Raw genomic sequence first — 18,918 nt, forward strand, 5'->3', positions numbered from 1 at the left:
ATTCTGATGATGCGTTTACGTTTTATTGATTTTTAACATTATTAAAGTGGAAGGTTACTATGTACACTGAGAAATCATTTGTGTTGAAGCCAGCAGACGCTGACAAAAAATGGCACTTAATTGATGCTACTGATATGGTAGTTGGACGTTTAGCAACTGAAATCGCTAATGTATTAAGAGGGAAGAACTCACCAAAGTACACTCCTCATACAGATTCTGGTGATTTTGTTGTTGTTATTAACGCAGAAAAAGTTAGATTTACTGGGAATAAGTGGAACGATAAAGTTTACTACAGACACACAGGGTATGCTGGTGGACTTAAAGAAAGAACTGCTAAAGAACAATTAGAAAGAAAGCCAGAAGCGATTCTTATGAGCGCTGTTAAAGGTATGCTTCCTAAGAATTCTCTAGGTAGAAAACAATTAACAAAACTTAAGGTTTTTGCTGGATCTGAGCATGCACATGAAGCTCAAAAACCAGTAGAATACAAATTCTAGTAAGAGGTTATTATTATGGCTAAAGGAAAAACTTGGGATTCACAGGCAGTTGGTAGAAGAAAATCTTCAGTTGCTAGAGTTTACATGGCTGCAGGGACTGGTAAAGTTGTTGTTAATAATAGAGATATCAAAGAGTACTTCACAAAAGGTACAGATAGATACGTTGTTAACCAACCTCTAAACCTACTTAAGCTTGCAGACAAATATGATCTAAAAATCAACGTAACTGGTGGTGGAACTACTGGTCAAGCGGGTGCTGTTCGTCTTGGTGTTGCAAGAGCAATTCTTAAGATTGATGCTGCACTTAGAGGCGAGCTTAAATCAGCTGGATTCCTTACAAGAGATCCAAGAAAAGTTGAAAGACAAAAAGCTGGTCAGAAAGGTGCAAGAGCAAAGTACCAATTCTCGAAGCGTTAAGATTTATCTTACAATATTTTCGAATATATGCGGGGCCCACTTTTGTGGGCCTTGTTTATTCATGGGCCTACCAAAAACTTTTCTTCTATGCTATAAATCCTTATGGCAAAATCCATTCAGCTTAAAGGCGTAAGAACTAATAATTTAAAAAATATTGATGTTGAATTTCCAATTAATAAGATCACTTGTGTTTCAGGTGTATCCGGTTCAGGAAAGTCATCTTTAGTTTTTAATACATTGGCAAATGAGTCTAAGAGAAGATTTTTAAATTCACTTCCTTCTTCAATGAATTTTTTTGAAAGAGTTCCAACAAGTGCAGAAGTCGATAGTATTTCACCAGTTCTTCCTGTTTGGAGTTTGGCACAAAATAATCCAATAGTTGGTTCGCGATTAAATATGGCCGACCAGTTAGAGATTAGTTACGAATTGGCCCAATTATATTTTGAGCCTTTTTCCACGAAATGCTTGATCCATGGTGATGAGTTTGTTGATGGACTTTCACAAGTTGAGACTGAAATTAATGAATCCGTGAGTGATGACTGTAAAGTCATTCATGTTCTTATTGGCAAAGACCATTATCTTGAGAATATTAATGGTATGCCTGCTAGAAGTTTTGATTCTAAAACTTCAACTATTCGAGAATTTGATAAAGAAGACTCTCAATGGGAAATTTTTAGAATTAAACCGAAGAGTATGAATCAATTTCGTAAAAAGTGGGCTGAGCTTATAAAAAATAATGCTGTATCTCAGTTAAGTGTTTTTCTTGCAGGTCAAGATTTGTTAAAACACTTCAATTTAAACACTAGCGCTTATTGCCCTAAATGTTCGCAAGAAGAATTGAGAAGTGCACGTCAGATTAGTGACTTGCTTCCTTACAATGGTGTTGGTGCTTGCTCTGAGTGTAAGGGTTATGGATCGACACTAAGTTATGACATTAATAAAATTGTTAAATATCCAAAGAAAAAAATATCAGATGGTGCAATAACTTTCTTAGAATACTCAAAATATAATGATCATTATAAATACTTTGTAGCAGAAATTAAAAAAGTAGGCGTCTCTCCTGACAGTCGTTTTTGCGATGTTAAAGAGGAGATCGAAGATATTTTAATGAAAGGAAGTGGACGCTTTTATGGTGTTTTAAACTTTCTTTATGGCCTTGAAGAAAAAAGATACAAGCGTTCTGCTAGAATCTTTTTGAGATCACTTCAGAGTGAAAAGTGTTGTCACTTATGTGAAGGTAGAAGGGTTTCCCCAAGTGCACTTCATCACCGTGGAAATTTACAGAATATAAATTCATATGGAGAATGTTTATCTCTCACTATTGAAGAGCTATATGAAAATATATTCGTGGATAAGAATGAGACGATCGTAAAAAAAATATTGGCCAAGTTAGAAATTGCAATAGAATTAGGTCTAGGGCAATTCCCTTTGATGACAAAACTTAAATCACTAGAAACAAGTGAATATCAAAAATCACTTCTAGTACGCTATTTAAGTTTTCAAGGTAGTGGTTCATTGTTTGTACTTGATGAGCCTAGTCTTGGAATGAATTCTGAAGAGCAGAAAGTTTTATTGAAGTTTCTAAAAAAACTATCTTCAAATAATACTGTTGTAATGGTTGAACATAGTAGAGTCTTACAACAAGGAAGTGACCATAATATTGTTATTGGACCTGGAGCAGGCCATTTAGGTGGTGAAGTTGTTGCTCATAAACTTCCGAAACTAGAAACAGTTAAAAAGAAAGCTTCTAAAAAATCTCTATCTGATGAGGAGATTATCTTTAAAAATATTGAGTTTGAAGGCTTTAGATATAATGAGATCAAATTTCAAGTCGGTACAATTAATCAAGTGAAAACTCAGATGGATTCATTTGATAAGAGACTTGTTATTAATGCACTCTTTAATGAGTTAAATGAAGATATCTTTAATGAAAAATATGACTTTGAAACTTCTTATGAAATAGATGGTTTAAGTTATCCTGAGGGGATTGAAAATATCTTTATTTATGAAACAAGGATTGAAAAATCAACAAGTCGCTCTACTGTTGGAACGGCTCTCGATTTAAGTGGTCATGTCAGAAACTATTTTTCAAAGCTACCTGTCTCTAAATCACTTGGACTAGAAAAAGGTCACTTTTCTAAAAATAGTAAATTAGGACAATGTGCTGTTTGTGAAGGAAAGGGTATTCAAGAAATAGATATGCAATTTCTTGAAGATGTAACATTCGATTGTGATGAGTGTGGTGGAACAGGTTTAAAAAAATTCTACGCAACTATCACTGATGGAAAATATACAATTATTGATGCTTGTAAAACACCCATATCAACTTTGTTTGAGTCAATTCCAACGACGCCGAAAATTAAGAGAACAATTGAATATTTAAAGTTATTAAATCTCGATTACCTAACTCTTGATCGTATCATTCCGTCGCTATCTGGTGGAGAGCGCTTGCGTGTAAAACTTCTTAAGGCCATTGATAAGAAAGTAAAGAATTCTGTTATTGTTCTAACGAATATCTCTTACGGATTATCAATTAATGAACTGAATTCTATCTGTGAATTACTTGAGGGGTTAACAAGACAGGGGAATACGCTAATTTTACTCGATAACCATGAAATTTTTAGTAATTTCAATACGATAGAGCTTGATTAAAATGCTAAAGTATTAAGAGTATTATCCGATAAGAACAGTATGTTAAAGTTCTTGTTGTGCACTATTTCTTTTCTTTTTTCTGTGAATGTTTCGGCACAAGAGTTATTCCAAATTCCGTTGAGTAAGCAACTCTCAGAATCAAATGCGATTATTATGGGAATTTATCAGGGAAGCTTCCCTAAAAAGTTAAGCAACGGCTCCGTTGTTACGAATGTCTCGTTTAAATTAGAAAAATCTGTAGGTTTAGGAAGTCGACAATTGATGAATAAGAATTCCTTCAGCTTTGTCTACGATGGTGGGACTTGGCAGGGGATTGAGTATCCTAATAAATTACGACCTCGTTTCGTTGAAGGTCGCCGTTATATCGTACTCTTGAGAAAAGGCGAATATGACTTTTATCCTCTAAATGAAAGACTTGGTGTCTATAATGTAATTGGACGAAGTGGTGAAGAAGCAGTCATCTCTCAAGCATTTCCTGATAACCCAAAGTTTGGTTCAAATTCATTCAGTACATTTAATCTGTGGATCAGCAGTATTTATGGCGAAGGATTAAAAGGGATTGGAACTGATAAGGATATTTTTCATAAGAAAAAGGGTGGAAGAAAAATAGCCTCACTCAACGACTCTTCAGAATCAAACGAATATAAAATTCACATCTATTGGTTAGCACTTCTTTTTGGATTACTTGGTGCGGCACAGTTAAGAAAATCAAAAGTCTAATTATCTAAATTTACTATTCATTTTTGACGCGCAATTTAGTAAAATTTAACTAATTATCCCATGGAAGGTAAATATGAATCTATTAAAAGTACTTTTGTTAATCACAGTTTTTTCACTGGGTCACAAGGCCTATTCACAAGATTTATTAAACGAAAGAATTCGCAAAATTCCGGATAAGAAGAGATCAATCTTTTTTAACAAAGGAATCTTTCATTCGACAAATAGTAATACCAATTCTGTCTTGAAATCAATTCGTCATGGAAATGGTAGCTCAAGAGGATTTGAAAGATTGGTATTCGACTTTGAAACAAATGAAGCTCCAAGAGTTTATGGATATAAGTCAGAAAAAGAGAATAAGATCTATGTAGATTTTTTTAAGACAAAACTTAATAAGAAAGTTGGTTCATTTGGAACTTCTAAGCTTGTGAAGAAAGTTGATTTTTATCCTGTAGGAGACGATACACTCTCTGCAGAACTTGTTATCGATGGAAAACATTCAATTGATGTTTTTACATTAAAAAATCCAGGTCGATTAGTAATCGATATTAAAAAGTAGGTGTGATTTATTATGAATGAATACGAAGAGTACAACGTGCAAATTAAAGACTCAGCAGGGGATGAAAAATTTCCTGAAGATGTTGTAATCATACCTATTATGAATAGCCCGATTTTTCCGGGAATGATTGCACCAATTATTTTAACTGAAGACAAGTTTACTGCTGAATTAGATGAGTATCTAATCAAGAGTGGTTACCTTGCACTTAACTTGGTTAAAAATGATCTTAAGAATGAAGAAGGAGAGATTGATCCTACAATTCAAGAAGATCTTGATTCAAGAGAAATAACTTCAAAAGATATCTATAAAGTAGGTGTTCTTTGTAAAGTTGTAAAAAGACTAAAGCTGCCAGATGGGTCAGTTAACGTTTTAGTTCACGGTATTAAGAGATATCGTGCATCTAATATCTATGAACAATCACCATTACTACGTGCAAAGTATGAAGTATTTGATGATATTTTAGAGGAAGATGAAGAACTAGATGCATACACTCGTTCTATCATTAATCAGGTTAAAAAGCTTAGTGAAGTAAACGCATACTTCAACGAAGAGATGAAGCTTGCAATGATTAACTCTTCTTCTCCTGGTGCACTTGCTGACTTAGTTGCCTTTGCATTATCACTTGATATTCCAGAAGCTCAAGACTTTTTAGAAACTCTTGTTGTTAAAAAACGTTTTGGAAAACTACTTGTTTATCTAAAGCGTGAAAAAGATGTTGCAGATATTCAAAAGAAAATCTCAGACGAAGTTAACGATAAAGTAAATAAGTATCAGAGAGAATACTTCTTACGTGAACAGCTTAAGGTAATTAAATCTGAGCTTGGGCTTGAAGAAGATGATAAGGCCCGTGATATTAGCAAGCTTAAAGAGAGAGTTCTTGAAGCAAAGCTTCCTGAAGAAGTTCTTCAGTCTGTAAATGAAGAGTTAGAGAGATTAGAAGTAATTCCAGACTCTTCTCCTGAGTATAACGTAACACGTACATACCTAAATTGGATTGTAGACCTTCCTTGGTCTAAGTCTACTGATGATTATGTAGATATGGATAAGGCGCAAAAGATTCTTGAAAAAGAACACTATGGCCTTGAAAAAGCAAAAGAAAGAATCATGGAGTTCTTAGCTGTTCGTAAGCTTAAGCCACAATTTGATGGAACAATTCTATGTCTTGCAGGTCCTCCAGGTGTTGGTAAGACATCTATGGGGAAATCTATTGCTGAATCTCTAGGACGTAAGTTCTATCGTTTCTCTCTTGGTGGTATGAGAGATGAAGCAGAGATTAAAGGACATAGAAGAACTTATGTTGGAGCGATGCCAGGTCGTTTAATTCAAGCAATGAAACGTGTTGAGGTTAATAACCCAGTAATCATGCTTGATGAGATTGATAAACTTGGACAATCTTTTCAGGGTGATCCAGCTTCAGCATTATTAGAAGTTTTAGATCCAGAACAAAATCATACATTCATCGATCATTATCTAGATGTTCCTTTTGATTTATCAAAAGTACTTTTTATATCTACAGCAAACTACATTGGTGATATTCCAGAACCATTATTAGATCGTATGGAAATCATTGAACTTAGTGGTTATACGATGGAAGAGAAGCTTTCAATTGCCACTAAATGGGTAATTCCAAAGCAAATTAAAAAGCATGGTTTAGAAAAGAAAGACATTAGTCTATCAAAAGCTACTCTTAAGAAGCTTATTGAAGACTACGCTCGTGAGCCTGGTGTTCGTGTTATGGAGCAAATGATTGCTAAAATGTGTCGTCGTGCTGCACTTGAAAAAGTTAAGGCAAAGAGACATAAGGTATTCAATCCTAAACCTACGGAGCTAGAAGATATTCTAGGAACTGCTCGCTACCAAAGTGAAAAGGCCCTTAAGAAGCTTTGTCCTGGTATGACTACTGGTTTAGCTTGGACTGGTTATGGTGGAGATATTCTTTATATCGAAACTCTTTCATTGAATGGTAAAGGGTTTAAGTTAACTGGTCAGCTTGGTGATGTAATGAACGAGTCAGCTAACCTTGCTTATAGTTATGTAAAACAACTTCTTCAAAATGAAATGGATGAGTATTTCAAGATGAAACCAAAGAGAAAGGTTTCTGATGAAAATGAAGAAGATGAGATGGAAGACTTCCTTTCTGAAAGAGAAGTTCACCTTCACCTTCCAGCAGGTGCAACTCCTAAAGATGGTCCTTCAGCAGGTATTACAATGGCATTGGCCCTTTATTCTCTGGCACATAATGTGACAATTAAGAGTAATCTTGCAATGACTGGTGAGTTGTCACTTACAGGTAAGGTACTTCCAGTTGGTGGTATTAAAGAAAAAGTATTAGCAGCTAAGAGAGCTGGTATTACAAATATTATTCTACCAATAGATAATGAGAAGGATTTAAAAGAAGTTCCTGAAAGACATAGAAAGGGAATGAAGTTTTATCCGGTTGCGCATTTTGATGAAGTTCTAAAAATTGCGATTCCAAAATTTAAACCAAAGTTTAAGTAATAAAAAAGGCCCTCATGGAGGGCCTTTCTTATATGAAAAAATTTAAATTCAAATTAGAATTCGACTTAGAATTCGTCTGAGTCGTACTCACTTACTGGAGCATGCTTAACTTTACCAGCTGCAATTTCTCTAAGTGCTGTAACAACATCTTTATTTTTACTTTTAACAAGTTGGTCTGCACCATCTCTTAGTTGCTTAACTCGCTTAGCTGTTAGGTGTACTAACTCATAACGGTTTTCAACTTTTTCTAAACAGTCTTCAATCGTAATTCTTGCCATTTTGTGCACTCCGAAAAATTAAATGTGACTTAAGTTATTTTTATAGGACAAAGCGCTGTTTTTGTCTAGAGATTGGGCCTAAATATTTAAAATATTTAGAAATACAGGAATATGTCTCACGTGATTTAAGTAACTTAGGTTGCAATTGTTGAGCATTTTACTTGCAAATTACATTTTATATGAAGAAGCAATTATTTATATTTATTGAACAACAGGCCGTCTCAAAATCTGTTAAACATTATCAAAGAAAGTTCAGTGGCGTCTGTGCAGGCAATATATTAAGAAAAATTGATTTAATTTTTAAAAATGGTCCATGTGATTTGGCAATTGGTTACTATATTTTTAAGATTGATATTATAAAAATTGAATCAAAGACACTTTTTGGTGAAGTGTTAAGTTATAAATATTTTGGTGAATAATGGATAATTCTACAATAGTCGAACTGGCCTTAGAAGAAAGGAAGTTTCTGCACGAAATGTCTAATAAGCTTGCAATCGCGGATGGAATGGCCGCTAAAGTTTTAAAGCTATTAGAAGAGCAAGGCGGAGATGAAGATATAATAAGAAGACAGAAGAAGGCGACAAAGGCGATTAAAGAGCAGATAGAGCTTCTAAAAGAAAGAAGATTTCTGCTCCATGAGCGTTCTAATTAAGGTTTACGTTAACCTGGTCACCAACCATAAAGGCAGGAATATCTAGAATTGGCTGTCTATCTTTGTCATTAAAGTTCTTAGTAATCGCAATAGAAGTATCTGAGTCGTGATGAATTACTTCGAGCTGGCCAACCTTCATTTTATGACGGTAGCGCTTCTCTCGGTCATATGGATCATTTAAAATAACGACTCGGTATACATCGAGTAACGTTCCATTTTTTATACCTTGTTTTTCTCCAAGGTTCACATAGTAGTTCTTTTGAATTTCTTGTACGTCATTGGTCATAGGTAATTCATGTTCCACAGAATAGATCATGTAGCCATTCGCGATAACTTGCGTTTGAAATAGGATTCCGATGATGACGAGTATGAAATGTGCAAGAGTTTTCATTCATTACTTCCTTTGTTGCAGTAGTACACTTTGCAAGCATACTGATCTACTATTCGGAAAAATGAGGTAAAAAATGATAGGGGCGTTTTTAACGGAAATTGGGGGAAATATATTCCCCCAAAATAATTAGCTTATTAACTACTTTAGTCTTAAGTATTTAACTTTATTAACAACTAGGTCGTTATATCTGAAGTTTTTTAGTCGGTTATGGTAAACAATATAATCACGAGAGTAGTACAGAAGTACCCAAGGAAGGTCCTCTAGAACAATATCCTCTACCTGTGACATAAGTAGATATTTCTCATCGCTATCGTTCATTACTTTAATACTTTCAAATTTTTTATCAAAATCTGAATTAGAGTAATTTGATACGTTTGGTCCAGGAGCTTGGTTCTTCGTTGTTAAAAGTTGTAGAACATTTTCGCTATCTGGATAATCAAGAGTCCAACCATCTAGCCATATTTGTAATTTACCTTCTTTTGATTTCTTCAAGAACGCAGGAAAAGTATTCAATTGGATTTTCATTTTAATCCCAATTTTCTCAAGATCTTGTTTAAGAAGCTCTGCTCGTTGTCTTTGAGTTGTAGAAGATGCTCTCGTATCGTAAACTAGAGTTGGAAGTCCTTTTCCATCTGGATATCCGGCCTTCCTTAGATATTCCTTGGCCTTCTCTACGTTATAAGAATATGGAAGTTTTCTTGATGGATCATATCCAGGAATTCCTGGAGGATAAATTGAGTTAGCCTTTAATCCAATATTATTTGTAAAAGTTTTAATATACTTCTCAACATTTACAGCATGTGCAATAGCAAGCCTTAGATTCTTATTTGTTCCAACGATTGGATCCTTCATATTGAATGAGAACCACCAGTATGTGAAACTTGAAAAAATATCAAGAGTGATATTCTTATCACGAAAGTCTTCTGTAAGTTCACCGCTAGGGGATACAAGTGAGTGATAATTATCTTTTGGAACTCTTAGGAAATCTAATTTCCCAGACATAAATTGTAGCCATCTTGTTTGGGCTTCTTTAATGATATGGAATTCAATTTTATCAATGAATGGAATTCTCTTACCTGCATCAGTAAGTAAGTTCTTACTATGAGCGAAGCGGTCACCTTTTCCTGGATAGAATGATTTATGATACTTATCAAAACGGCTCATAAAGAGTTTTGAACCGCGAAACCACTTATCTAGTTTATATGGGCCTGTACCAATGAGCTCATCAAGAAATGTTTCTTTCTTAATAACTTCTGCCGGCATAGGTGAAGTAAAACTCATTGCCAGAGCGTTTAACATTTGTGGATATGGTGCAATTAATTTGATTTGTAATGTTCTTTTATCAATTGCTTTAAGTCCGTCGACATCAGTAGATAGAAGCTTATCAAAATCACTTCCAACTTCTTTTCTAAACTTATTAAGACCGACAACTCTACCGTCGAAGAGCCACCAACCATTACTTCTATATGGAGTAAAGGCGAGGCGTTTAATTTGGTTGATAAAGTCTTGAGCTTCAACAAAACGTGGCTGACCATTGAAAGCAGGATGGTCATGATACTGCACACCTTCTTTGATTTTAATAGTATATGTAAGTCCATCATCTGAAACTTGTGGCATTTCTTCAGCAAGAAGAGGCACAAGCTTTAATGGTTTTCTTAAATAGTGATATTCGAATAATTGTTCATAACCTTGATAAATAACTGACATAGAAACAGAGTCATAGCCATTTACGGGGTCAATTGTTGAGATCGATTCTGTTAGTGGAAATCGAAGTGTATTCTTATCATCTTTATCAACTCTACAAGATACTAGAGGCAGTAACAGAATAATCAGAATAAAATTAAAAAGGGGAGTTTTGCTCATTACTTTCCTCATCATTTTGGACATTTTTAAGTTCAGTATTAATTTTGTCGTATGAATGTCCTTTTGACAAAAGAAAGCGTATCAACTTTTGCTTAAAATTAAAATCTTCGAGGGCCGAAACGCCTTTAGAACGCAATTTCTTATTAATTAGCTCTCTTAGTTGACCATCTTCAGTATATCGATACTCTTCGTATAATTCATCGATCAGCTCTGTACTAGGTTCGACTCGTTCGGCCCTTAATTTATTGAGAATATTTCTCTTACTTAAGCCTTTATACATAAATGTTTTAATACGTGTACGAATGTATTGTTCTTCTTGAAGATATTTAGATTCTTCTAGAAAATCTAGTAGCTGATCTATGAAAGGAGTGTATTTTTTCTCGTATAATTTTTGAGATAATTTATATCTTGAGTAGTCTCTCTTTGATAGAAGCCAGATGCAGTATTGATAAGCTCTTTTAAACGAGCGAATGTCTTCAGACTTCGTTTCTGAGTCGTCTAGAGGTAGTTTTTCAATGGTTTCTTTGAGAGTCATTAGAAAGGGTGCCCCTTAATATTAATATCTATCATTCGATAGGATAGAAACTTAAGGGGCTATATTTGTTTATTGTACTACTTTTTTAGACTTAGATTTTGCCTTCGTCTTCTTTTCTTCAATTACTGGCTCATCTTCGATGATTTCACCAGTTGTTTGATCAACTACAGTGTTACCTTCGATTAGTCCGTGAAGAGCTAGAATCTTATTTTTGATTTCTAATGCAATCTCTGGATTATCAGCTAAGTATTGTTTTGAGTTCTCACGCCCTTGACCAATTTTTGCATCATTATATGAGAACCATGCACCAGCTTTCCCAACGATATTATTTGCAACAGCAAGATCTAGTAGGTCACCTGTTTGTGAAATACCTTGTCCGTACATAATATCAAATTCTACAACTTTAAATGGAGGAGCTACTTTGTTCTTAACAACTTTAACTTTAGTTCTGTTACCGATTACTTCGTCACCATTTTTAATTGCACCAGTTCTTCTGATATCAAGTCTTACTGAAGAATAGAACTTAAGTGCGTTACCACCTGTTGTTGTCTCTGGGTTTCCAAACATAACACCAATCTTCATACGAAGTTGGTTAATGAAAATTACTGTACAATTTGAACGATTAATTGATCCAGTAAGTTTTCTTAGTGCCTGTGACATTAGTCTTGCTTGAAGACCCATGTGTGAATCACCCATGTCTCCTTCAAGTTCAGCTCTTGGAGTAAGTGCGGCAACAGAGTCAACGATAAGAAGATCAACAGCACCTGAACGTACAAGCATATCTGTAATTTCAAGGGCCTGCTCACCACTATCTGGTTGTGAAATAAGTGTATTTGGAATATCAACACCTAGTTTTTGAGCATAAACAGTATCAAGTGCGTGCTCAGCATCAATAAATGCTACAGTACCACCTTGCTTTTGCGCTTCTGCTGCAATGTGAAGAGTTAGTGTTGTTTTACCTGATGATTCAGGTCCGTAGATTTCAATGATACGACCTTTTGGAACACCACCTACACCAAGTGCAAGATCTAGTCCTAAACAGCTTGTTGGAATCGCTGGAATTCTTTCTGGACCATTTTCAGTATCCAGTTTCATAATTGCACCTTTTCCGAATTGTTTTTCAATTGTTGAAAGTGCTAGGTCTAATGCTTTTTGCTTGTTCTCGTTAGATGTTGTGGCCATAAGCTCTCCGTGTTTTTTTATAAGTTCTATCAAATTTATCTTCTATCAGCTAATGCAAAAAGCGGTATTTTTAACTTCCCTTTAAGTGCGGGGATTTAATGAACACAACAAAACTGAATTCCAGTTTTTTACTTTTCGCTTATTAATATTTTTAGCGTAAGTTTTGCGTAAGTCAAGAGATAAATTCTAACAATTTAAAAGTAAGGATGTAGCTGATTCCGGCCATAAGACCCGCTGCAATATCGTCAAATGTCGTTCCTAGAGCGTCTTTGCGATCGTCGAAGTATTTAACAGGTCCTATTTTCCAGATATCGAAAAGTCGAAATAGGGCAAAAATAGCTACGTAACTTACGTAACTTTGGTCCTGTAAAAAAAATGACGCAATCCAAATTCCGATTACTTCATCAATTACAATCCAAGAAGGATCGACACAATCATATTCTTTTTCAATAACACCAGTGATAAACACTGCACCTATTGTAAGTATTAAGAGAAATGGAATGAAGAAGAAGAATGGCGCATTAAATTTTCCGATAAAATAAAGAAGGATAATTGTAACTAAACTTCCAACAGTTCCAGGGGCCTTAGGAGCTAGTCCTGCTCCAAAAAAAGTAAGAAATAGAATTCTTAAGTCAGTTAGTGACTTTAATGTCAGTTTTTTTGTATTTTTTAGCTGATTTTCTGTCTTCATGGGCTTATGGTAGCATTACTCAACGATAGAACAAAGTAACTTTATGAATCGACCTGATTATTTAAAAAATTATATTTTTGACTGGGATGTAATTGATGTTGTTGTTGGTGGTAAATCAGCACTCGACTCAAACTTCTTTGTAGCTAAATTAGATGACATTACAGAAGTAAATAAATTCTTAAAAGGCTACGGACTTGATACTGAAGATCCAGTCTCAAGGGCGGAGTTATTTGGTAATTTTCAAGAGGCCGTCCAATTTATTAAACGTTACTTTTTAAAAGATGGAACACCGGATGGTCTTGATTTAGAGATACCTAATTCTCTTTATACTGTTACTGATATAAGTGGCCTGTTTTTAATGGCAACTGGTAATTCGGATCACACTGTAGAAGAACAATTGTGGGCAGAAATTGTTTTAAAAGTAATGCACACAATTCTGCACGCGGACAAAGACCTACGTTCTAACTACTTTAATCAAATTCAAACTCAAATATTTGATAAATTTTATCGCTACCTTCATCGCGACCAAGAAAATAATCTTTTCTTAAAGTCTGGAGAGATTTCAATTCCTTTAGTGGACTTTGAAACAAAGTCTAAGAAGTCGCGTGATAGTGTAATTATTAAGCTACTCCACAAGGCCGAAAACGTAGCGGAAGAATTATTTGATAGAGTAGGAGTACGATTAGTTACGAAGAATAAATTAGATATTTTAAAAGTGATTCAATTTTTGATTCGTAATTATATTATTACTCCTCACAATATTAAGCCATCAAGATCTCTAAATACAATCTTTGATATTAGTCATTTTAGAACTAAGTACTCAAGCTTAGTGAAGATGGCCTTAAGAAACAATCTTTCTGAAGAAAGATTTGTGTCAGCAGTCAATAGAGAGATTGATGAATGTAGCTTTGATAATTTAAAGAATGAGAATAATCTCCATTCTTCTACAAAGTATCGTTCTGTTCAATTCACTTGTCGCCAACTTATAAAATATAAGAATCCTTTTTTGGCAGAGTTCTTTAAGTTAAGAAAGTTAGCCAAAGAGGAAGATTCGGCAGTTGCAAAGGAATTACTAGGTTTAGACTTCTCTTCTCTTGCTAGAGATATTAGATTTTTCTATCCTTTTGAAGTTCAAGTTGTTGATGAAACTTCTTATAGAATTAATTCTGAAGGCGAGGCGTCTCACAGTGAATATAAGAAAGCACAACGAATCTATGCAATGAATCGTGTTTTCAAAAAACTTCTAATTCACAAAGGTTTAGTCCAAGAATAGATCGATTCGTTCATTGATGAATTCAGGAAAATCTACTTGTGGAACATGGCTTCCATTCTTGATGATATATAGTTCGGAGTTTTTAAGGCTATCATGTAAGATTTGTTGTAGATAATTTGGAATCACCTTATCTTTATCCCCACCAATAATTAGCGTAGGAATTTTAATTTCTTCAAGTTCTTTAATGATCTTTTGATCTCTCATTTGATCAAGGAGTTGGAAGAAGATATCAGGTGAAAGTTCACCAAGTTTCTTCATATAGTATTCAACAAATTCAATATTTGTTTTCTTTATATTAAATCCGCCATTCCAGACTAATGCACTTGCAAGAGGGTTGCGATAAACATTTTTCCAAATAAATTGAAATTGTGACTTCCATCTATCTTTAAGTTCTTTGATATAAGGCTCAGTCATATCAATTATATTAGAATCAAACATGACATCTTGAGGAGGAAAGATTGTTCCAGAAATTAATACAATTTTTTGTACTTCTTCAGGATATTTATGAGCATAGTCGAGTGTTACATTCACTCCCATTGAGTGGCCAATATGGATACTTGTTTTAATATTTAATGCACGAACTAATGAGTTAATATCATTAATAATATTTTTGAAGGTAATTGATTCAATTCCCTGTGTTGTCTCTGACTTGTAATGTCCTCTGTAGTCATGAAGAAGTATTTTATAGCCAAGCTTTTCGAAGTGATCAATTTGGTAAACAAAGTGTCTTACATTACAAACAAGGCCATAGTTAAAAACAATAACTTGATTATGTTCTTCATCTAAGTTTTCAATATTTGTCCAATATTGAATCTTAGTTGTCTCATCAACTTGGTGATACTTCGCTTTATTTCTCCAAGAGGTCATTGTCATATTTTCCAGTTAAAGTTACGTAATGTTCTTCTAGTGATTGAATAAAGTCGTATTTTGCAGGATCTTCTTCTTTAATACGCTCAAGATATTTATAGTAGTCCTGAAAGTCATTTTCATCACTCTTTTGAAATTCTATTATTTGTATCTGTATACCTTGGCATTCAAGAATATCATTTTTTTCTAATCTTATAATTCCTTCAACTGACTTAGAGTTTACTTTGTAAGCTGAGCTTGTTTCAAAAACTAAGTGATGGCCGATGGACTTTAAAACACCAAGCTCTTTTGATAATGTTTTGTCTTCAATAATTAGATTATTGTGAACCGAGCTTCCAATATAAACTCTTGGTAGTTGAAATTGATATTCTCCAAGAGATAGTAGATCGTTAGTTTTTAATACTTTAAGATGAATCATAGCTTTATTTTATACTCGATCTGAGTTTTTTGCTAAGTTAAATCGTAGTGAAAACTTTTTCATCATGGTTCATAAAATTTATGATGGAATCAAAGTCATTAGGGTATTTTTTGATATCTTCAATCGCTTCATAGAGGATATCTTGGTTGAGTACAATATTGGCCAATCTTTTTTGCGTCACAACTCCGGATTGCTCTTGACCAAATAAGTCTCCCTCTCCACGTATTTTTAAATCTTCTTCCGCAATCTTAAAGCCATCAGTATATTTTTCGATTACTTGTAGTCGTTGCATACTGTCAGGAGTTATTTCTCTATCAGTAACAAGAAAGCAGAAGCCTGGTTTATTTCCTCTTCCAACACGTCCTCTCATTTGATGGAGGCTACTTAGTCCAAATCTTTCAGGGCTTAGAATCGCCATTATAGTGGAGTTGATAATATTGATACCTACTTCAATAACAGAGGTCGCAATTAGAATATCAGTTTTATGTTCTTTGAAGTCTGTTATAGCTGCTTGTTTTTCATCTGGAGACATTCTTCCGTGTAAGTAAGCAATTCTAAATTCAGGAAAGTATTGTTTATATAGCTCGTATGTATGTTCAAGGTTTCTGATATCATCATTTTCTGATTCTTCAATGGCCGGAACAACGATATAAGCTTGCTCTTTCATTTCAAGTCTTGTTTTTACAAAACTCAAATAGTTATTTAAGTTGGCATTTGTAACAATCCTTGTTTTCTGCCCCTTTCTACCTCCTGGCATTGTTTTAATTATCGAGATATCGAGATCGCCATACTTTGTTAAACTTAGAGAGCGTGGAATAGGTGTAGCGGACATAATTAAGCAATGAGGATTTTCACCTTTTTTCATTAGCTTGATTCTCTGCTCAACACCAAATTTATGTTGTTCATCAATAATCGCTAATTCAAGATTTTTAAAATTCACGCTATCTTGAAATAAAGAATGTGTGCCAATGACAATATCGCAATCTCCACTCTCTAGTGATTCGTTAATCTTTTTCTTTTCACTGGCTTTCGTGCTTCCAACTAAAAGTTCCACTTTAAATTCATTTCCAAGAATTTCTTCAATTTCACGAAAGTGTTGTAGTGCTAGTGTTTCTGTTGGGCACATGAGTGCTACTTGTCCACCAGTCTTAAGAATTAAGTATGCTGAGGCGACGGCAACTGTTGTTTTTCCGCAACCAACATCTCCTTGAATTAATCGCATCGCTGGCGTTGTTCCTGAAAAGTCAGATACAATATCATCTAAAGCCTTATCTTGATCAATAGTTAACTGATAGGGGTAGAGCGATTTTGCTTTTTGAATCTGATCTAAACTAATCTTTAGGCTTTTCCTCGATAATTCCGTTCTCTTATTTTTTCGTAATTTGATCTTTAGTTGATCATAGATAAATTCTTCATAAATAATTCGACGTTTTGCTTGATCAAACTTGTCTTGACTCCATTCATTAGATGGAACTCTTCCGTGTAGGTATTTAAAGGCCATACTGCGAGAGAGAAGGCCCTTGTCTTCTAGAATATTACTTGGGATTATTTCTGGAATTTTGTCCCAAAATCCATTTGGTAATTTATCGAAAACCTTTTGAATATGATGAGACTTAACACTTTCAATTGTAGGGTAGGTAATACGTAAACCACTTTCGGAATCTGATTTACCAATTTCAAAAAGCTCTGGATTCACAATTTGTAACGAATCATTAAATACAGAAACGACACCTAAGAATTCAAGATGCTTTAGTTGCTCTAGTTTTTTTTGAATCGATTGATAGGCATTAAACCATTTAAGAGTAATATAGTTATCACTAAGATCATCTTTAACTGTAACAGCAATATTTAAAAGAACCGCTCGTCCTTTTCCTCTTGATTTAAAATTAGGCTTGGCCTGCATGGAAACAATCGTTCCACGTCCTCTAAAAAAGTCACCAATATTTGCATATTGAAAATTTGCAATCTCAGGTAACTTAACGATTCGCCTTGGCATCAGCCAAAGCAAATCATTAATTGTATAAATATTTTTTTTATTAAGCGCTTCTAAAGTTTTGGTAGGCTTTGAGTAGAGATCAGAAATTTGAGTAGATAGGATATCCTTATTTGAACTCAATGTTCTCCACCTCATATTCAATATCACCTTTTGGTGCACGAACAACAACTTCGTCGCCTTCTTCTTTACCAATTAGTGCTTTACCTAGTGGGCTATTGTAAGAGATTAAGCCTTTTTTCATATCTGATTCAGACTCACCAACAATTTTAATCGTTTGTGATTCGTCTGTTTCGATATTTAAAATAGTGACAGTTGCACCAAAAACAATTTTGTCAGATTTAATCGTACTTGGATCAATTACTTCACAATGTGCAAGGATACCTTGAAGTTGAGAGATTCGACCTTCTACAACACCTTGTTTTTCTTTTGCAGCATGGTACTCAGCATTCTCTTTCAAGTCGCCTAGTTCTCTTGCTTCTGCAATCGTTACCTTAAGCTCTTCTCTTTCTACTTTGATCAAGTGGTCAAGCTCAGTTTGAATAATATCGTAACCTTGTTTTGTTATTGGATTTGCCATTAATAATTCCTTTATTTAAATAATGCGTTTGCAGCGGCAAGAAGATCATTCTTGCTATCGTCACCATCTCCAGCTCCCTTAAGGACGAAGTAGTCACAAAAATTAGCTTTTTCTTTTTCTACAATGCGATCAGCACTTGATTCACGGCATTCATTATATGCTGTAATGTCGTAGAACTTGCACATTTTACAACAATGAACACTAGCGTAGCAATATGGACACTCCTCTTTTAATGAGATTTTTTGTCCAGGTTCAAGATCTAGTGCCTTATGACACGCATGGCAAGTGATTTCATTATTGTCCAACATTAGAAGCTCCAGCTTTTCTCTATATAAACTTCGGGCGTATTAATTTGGTCATCAGACTTCAAGTAAATTTTTGGCTCTTGTCTCTTATTGTACTCATCAATACTCTTATAGAGTAACTCTTCATTACTTGTTTGAATTGTTTTCGTTAATAAGTAATTAAGAATTAAAACGACGGTACCAGAAGCAATAAGACTTCTCCTGGTATTTGAACTTGGGTTTGTTAGAAAAGCCGATAGGATAAGGCCTGATCCAACAGTACCCATTATTGCAGGACGCCAAATATCTTCTTGTAGCGATTGATAATCATTTAGATAACTTAGGGCCACTTTATCTTTTTCAAGATGGTAGCGAAGACCTTCACCTTTTAAAGATGAGCTTGGGTCAATAAGAATTTCTTGTTGATTAATTACTGCAATGCGCGAGCAAGTCTCATCATTTGCATGAGTCACTAGAGAAAATAAAAGCGATGTAATTATAATAAATTCTTTCACTCTTTATTTTTACCATTTTTCTGGCAATAGGGCTATGCACCTTTTGATTCTATCG

Annotated in this window: 21 protein-coding genes; 9 read left to right on the top strand and 12 right to left on the bottom strand. The window is 34.5% G+C overall.

Annotated features, from left to right (window positions below; all coding sequences use genetic code 11):
• Positions 1 to 59: 59 nt before the first annotated feature.
• The 6 genes from rplM (at position 60) to lon (ending at position 7,341) form a co-directional block, all read left to right on the top strand.
• Positions 60 to 497 carry a 50S ribosomal protein L13 gene (gene rplM / locus ACMAYL_RS09990; RefSeq protein ID WP_103218455.1) on the top strand — a complete coding sequence of 146 codons (438 nt, stop codon included), beginning with the start codon at positions 60 to 62 and terminating at the stop codon, positions 495 to 497.
• Between the two features lie 15 nt (positions 498 to 512).
• On the top strand, positions 513 to 914 hold the full coding sequence (gene rpsI, locus ACMAYL_RS09995) for a 30S ribosomal protein S9 (protein ID WP_103218454.1): 402 nt from the start codon (positions 513 to 515) through the stop codon (positions 912 to 914).
• Between the two features lie 102 nt (positions 915 to 1,016).
• Positions 1,017 to 3,566: a hypothetical protein gene (locus tag ACMAYL_RS10000; RefSeq protein ID WP_412471050.1), complete on the top strand. Its 2,550-nt coding sequence runs from the start codon at positions 1,017 to 1,019 to the stop codon at positions 3,564 to 3,566.
• 117 nt (positions 3,567 to 3,683) lie between these two features.
• Positions 3,684 to 4,286, top strand: a complete 603-nt coding sequence (locus ACMAYL_RS10005) for a hypothetical protein (RefSeq protein WP_392993765.1) — start codon at positions 3,684 to 3,686, stop codon at positions 4,284 to 4,286.
• A gap of 73 nt (positions 4,287 to 4,359) precedes the next feature.
• Positions 4,360 to 4,842, top strand: a complete 483-nt coding sequence (locus ACMAYL_RS10010; RefSeq protein WP_103218451.1) for a hypothetical protein — start codon at positions 4,360 to 4,362, stop codon at positions 4,840 to 4,842.
• A gap of 12 nt (positions 4,843 to 4,854) precedes the next feature.
• A complete protein-coding gene (gene lon, locus ACMAYL_RS10015; RefSeq protein ID WP_412463562.1) occupies positions 4,855 to 7,341 on the top strand; it encodes an endopeptidase La in 2,487 nt (828 codons plus the stop codon).
• Between the two features lie 65 nt (positions 7,342 to 7,406).
• Here lon and rpoZ read toward each other — a convergent pair whose 3' ends face one another.
• The gene (rpoZ, locus tag ACMAYL_RS10020) at positions 7,407 to 7,619 is read right to left on the bottom strand and encodes a DNA-directed RNA polymerase subunit omega (RefSeq protein ID WP_103218449.1); all 213 of its coding nucleotides are present in this window, start codon (positions 7,617 to 7,619) and stop codon (positions 7,407 to 7,409) included.
• Between the two features lie 179 nt (positions 7,620 to 7,798).
• Here rpoZ and ACMAYL_RS10025 point away from each other — a divergent pair, with 179 nt between their 5' ends.
• Positions 7,799 to 8,038, top strand: coding sequence for a hypothetical protein (locus ACMAYL_RS10025; protein ID WP_103218448.1), 240 nt, complete (start codon positions 7,799 to 7,801; stop codon positions 8,036 to 8,038).
• On the top strand, positions 8,038 to 8,271 hold the full coding sequence (locus ACMAYL_RS10030) for a hypothetical protein (protein WP_392993760.1): 234 nt from the start codon (positions 8,038 to 8,040) through the stop codon (positions 8,269 to 8,271). Before ACMAYL_RS10025 ends, ACMAYL_RS10030 begins: the two co-directional genes overlap by 1 nt.
• On the opposite strand, the gene ACMAYL_RS10035 is transcribed toward ACMAYL_RS10030, so the two are convergent.
• From ACMAYL_RS10035 to ACMAYL_RS10055, 5 genes are all read right to left on the bottom strand, one after another.
• Entirely contained in the window at positions 8,264 to 8,662 is a 399-nt protein-coding gene (locus ACMAYL_RS10035) for a hypothetical protein (RefSeq protein ID WP_103218446.1), read from the bottom strand. The genes ACMAYL_RS10030 and ACMAYL_RS10035 overlap by 8 nt on opposite strands.
• Before the next feature lie 138 nt (positions 8,663 to 8,800).
• Complete coding sequence (locus ACMAYL_RS10040; RefSeq protein ID WP_158246905.1) at positions 8,801 to 10,525, bottom strand: ABC transporter substrate-binding protein; 1,725 nt, start codon at positions 10,523 to 10,525, stop codon at positions 8,801 to 8,803.
• Positions 10,503 to 11,060, bottom strand: coding sequence for a regulatory protein RecX (locus tag ACMAYL_RS10045; RefSeq protein ID WP_103218444.1), 558 nt, complete (start codon positions 11,058 to 11,060; stop codon positions 10,503 to 10,505). The genes ACMAYL_RS10040 and ACMAYL_RS10045 overlap by 23 nt, the downstream gene beginning before the upstream one ends.
• A gap of 69 nt (positions 11,061 to 11,129) precedes the next feature.
• Positions 11,130 to 12,242 (bottom strand): recombinase RecA, encoded by a 1,113-nt coding sequence (gene recA / locus ACMAYL_RS10050; RefSeq protein ID WP_103218443.1) that lies wholly within the window; start codon positions 12,240 to 12,242, stop codon positions 11,130 to 11,132.
• Positions 12,243 to 12,414: 172 nt separating this feature from the next.
• Complete coding sequence (locus tag ACMAYL_RS10055) at positions 12,415 to 12,933, bottom strand: phosphatidylglycerophosphatase A (protein WP_412471051.1); 519 nt, start codon at positions 12,931 to 12,933, stop codon at positions 12,415 to 12,417.
• Positions 12,934 to 12,976: 43 nt separating this feature from the next.
• Between ACMAYL_RS10055 and ACMAYL_RS10060 the strand changes: the two genes are divergently transcribed.
• The gene (locus tag ACMAYL_RS10060; protein ID WP_103218441.1) at positions 12,977 to 14,206 is read left to right on the top strand and encodes a TIGR04552 family protein; all 1,230 of its coding nucleotides are present in this window, start codon (positions 12,977 to 12,979) and stop codon (positions 14,204 to 14,206) included.
• Here ACMAYL_RS10060 and ACMAYL_RS10065 read toward each other — a convergent pair.
• Genes ACMAYL_RS10065 through ACMAYL_RS10090 form a run of 6 tightly spaced genes read right to left on the bottom strand, consistent with a single transcriptional unit; the run spans position 14,192 to position 18,863 of the window.
• Positions 14,192 to 15,073 (bottom strand): alpha/beta fold hydrolase, encoded by an 882-nt coding sequence (locus ACMAYL_RS10065; RefSeq protein WP_158246904.1) that lies wholly within the window; start codon positions 15,071 to 15,073, stop codon positions 14,192 to 14,194. The genes ACMAYL_RS10060 and ACMAYL_RS10065 overlap by 15 nt on opposite strands.
• On the bottom strand, positions 15,054 to 15,491 hold the full coding sequence (locus ACMAYL_RS10070; protein ID WP_392993753.1) for a hypothetical protein: 438 nt from the start codon (positions 15,489 to 15,491) through the stop codon (positions 15,054 to 15,056). Before ACMAYL_RS10070 ends, ACMAYL_RS10065 begins: the two co-directional genes overlap by 20 nt.
• Positions 15,492 to 15,528: 37 nt before the next feature.
• The gene (locus tag ACMAYL_RS10075) at positions 15,529 to 17,607 is read right to left on the bottom strand and encodes an ATP-dependent DNA helicase RecG (protein WP_158246903.1); all 2,079 of its coding nucleotides are present in this window, start codon (positions 17,605 to 17,607) and stop codon (positions 15,529 to 15,531) included.
• Positions 17,594 to 18,064 carry a transcription elongation factor GreA gene (gene greA / locus ACMAYL_RS10080; RefSeq protein ID WP_392993748.1) on the bottom strand — a complete coding sequence of 157 codons (471 nt, stop codon included), beginning with the start codon at positions 18,062 to 18,064 and terminating at the stop codon, positions 17,594 to 17,596. Before greA ends, ACMAYL_RS10075 begins: the two co-directional genes overlap by 14 nt.
• Positions 18,065 to 18,075: 11 nt before the next feature.
• Positions 18,076 to 18,372: a hypothetical protein gene (locus ACMAYL_RS10085; protein ID WP_412463565.1), complete on the bottom strand. Its 297-nt coding sequence runs from the start codon at positions 18,370 to 18,372 to the stop codon at positions 18,076 to 18,078.
• Entirely contained in the window at positions 18,372 to 18,863 is a 492-nt protein-coding gene (locus ACMAYL_RS10090; RefSeq protein WP_103218435.1) for a hypothetical protein, read from the bottom strand. The genes ACMAYL_RS10085 and ACMAYL_RS10090 overlap by 1 nt, the downstream gene beginning before the upstream one ends.
• Between the last annotated feature and the right edge of the window lie 55 nt (positions 18,864 to 18,918).

Origin of the sequence: Halobacteriovorax sp. RT-2-4 (genome assembly GCF_047085445.1) — a bacterium.
Taxonomy (GTDB): domain Bacteria; phylum Bdellovibrionota; class Bacteriovoracia; order Bacteriovoracales; family Bacteriovoracaceae; genus Halobacteriovorax_A.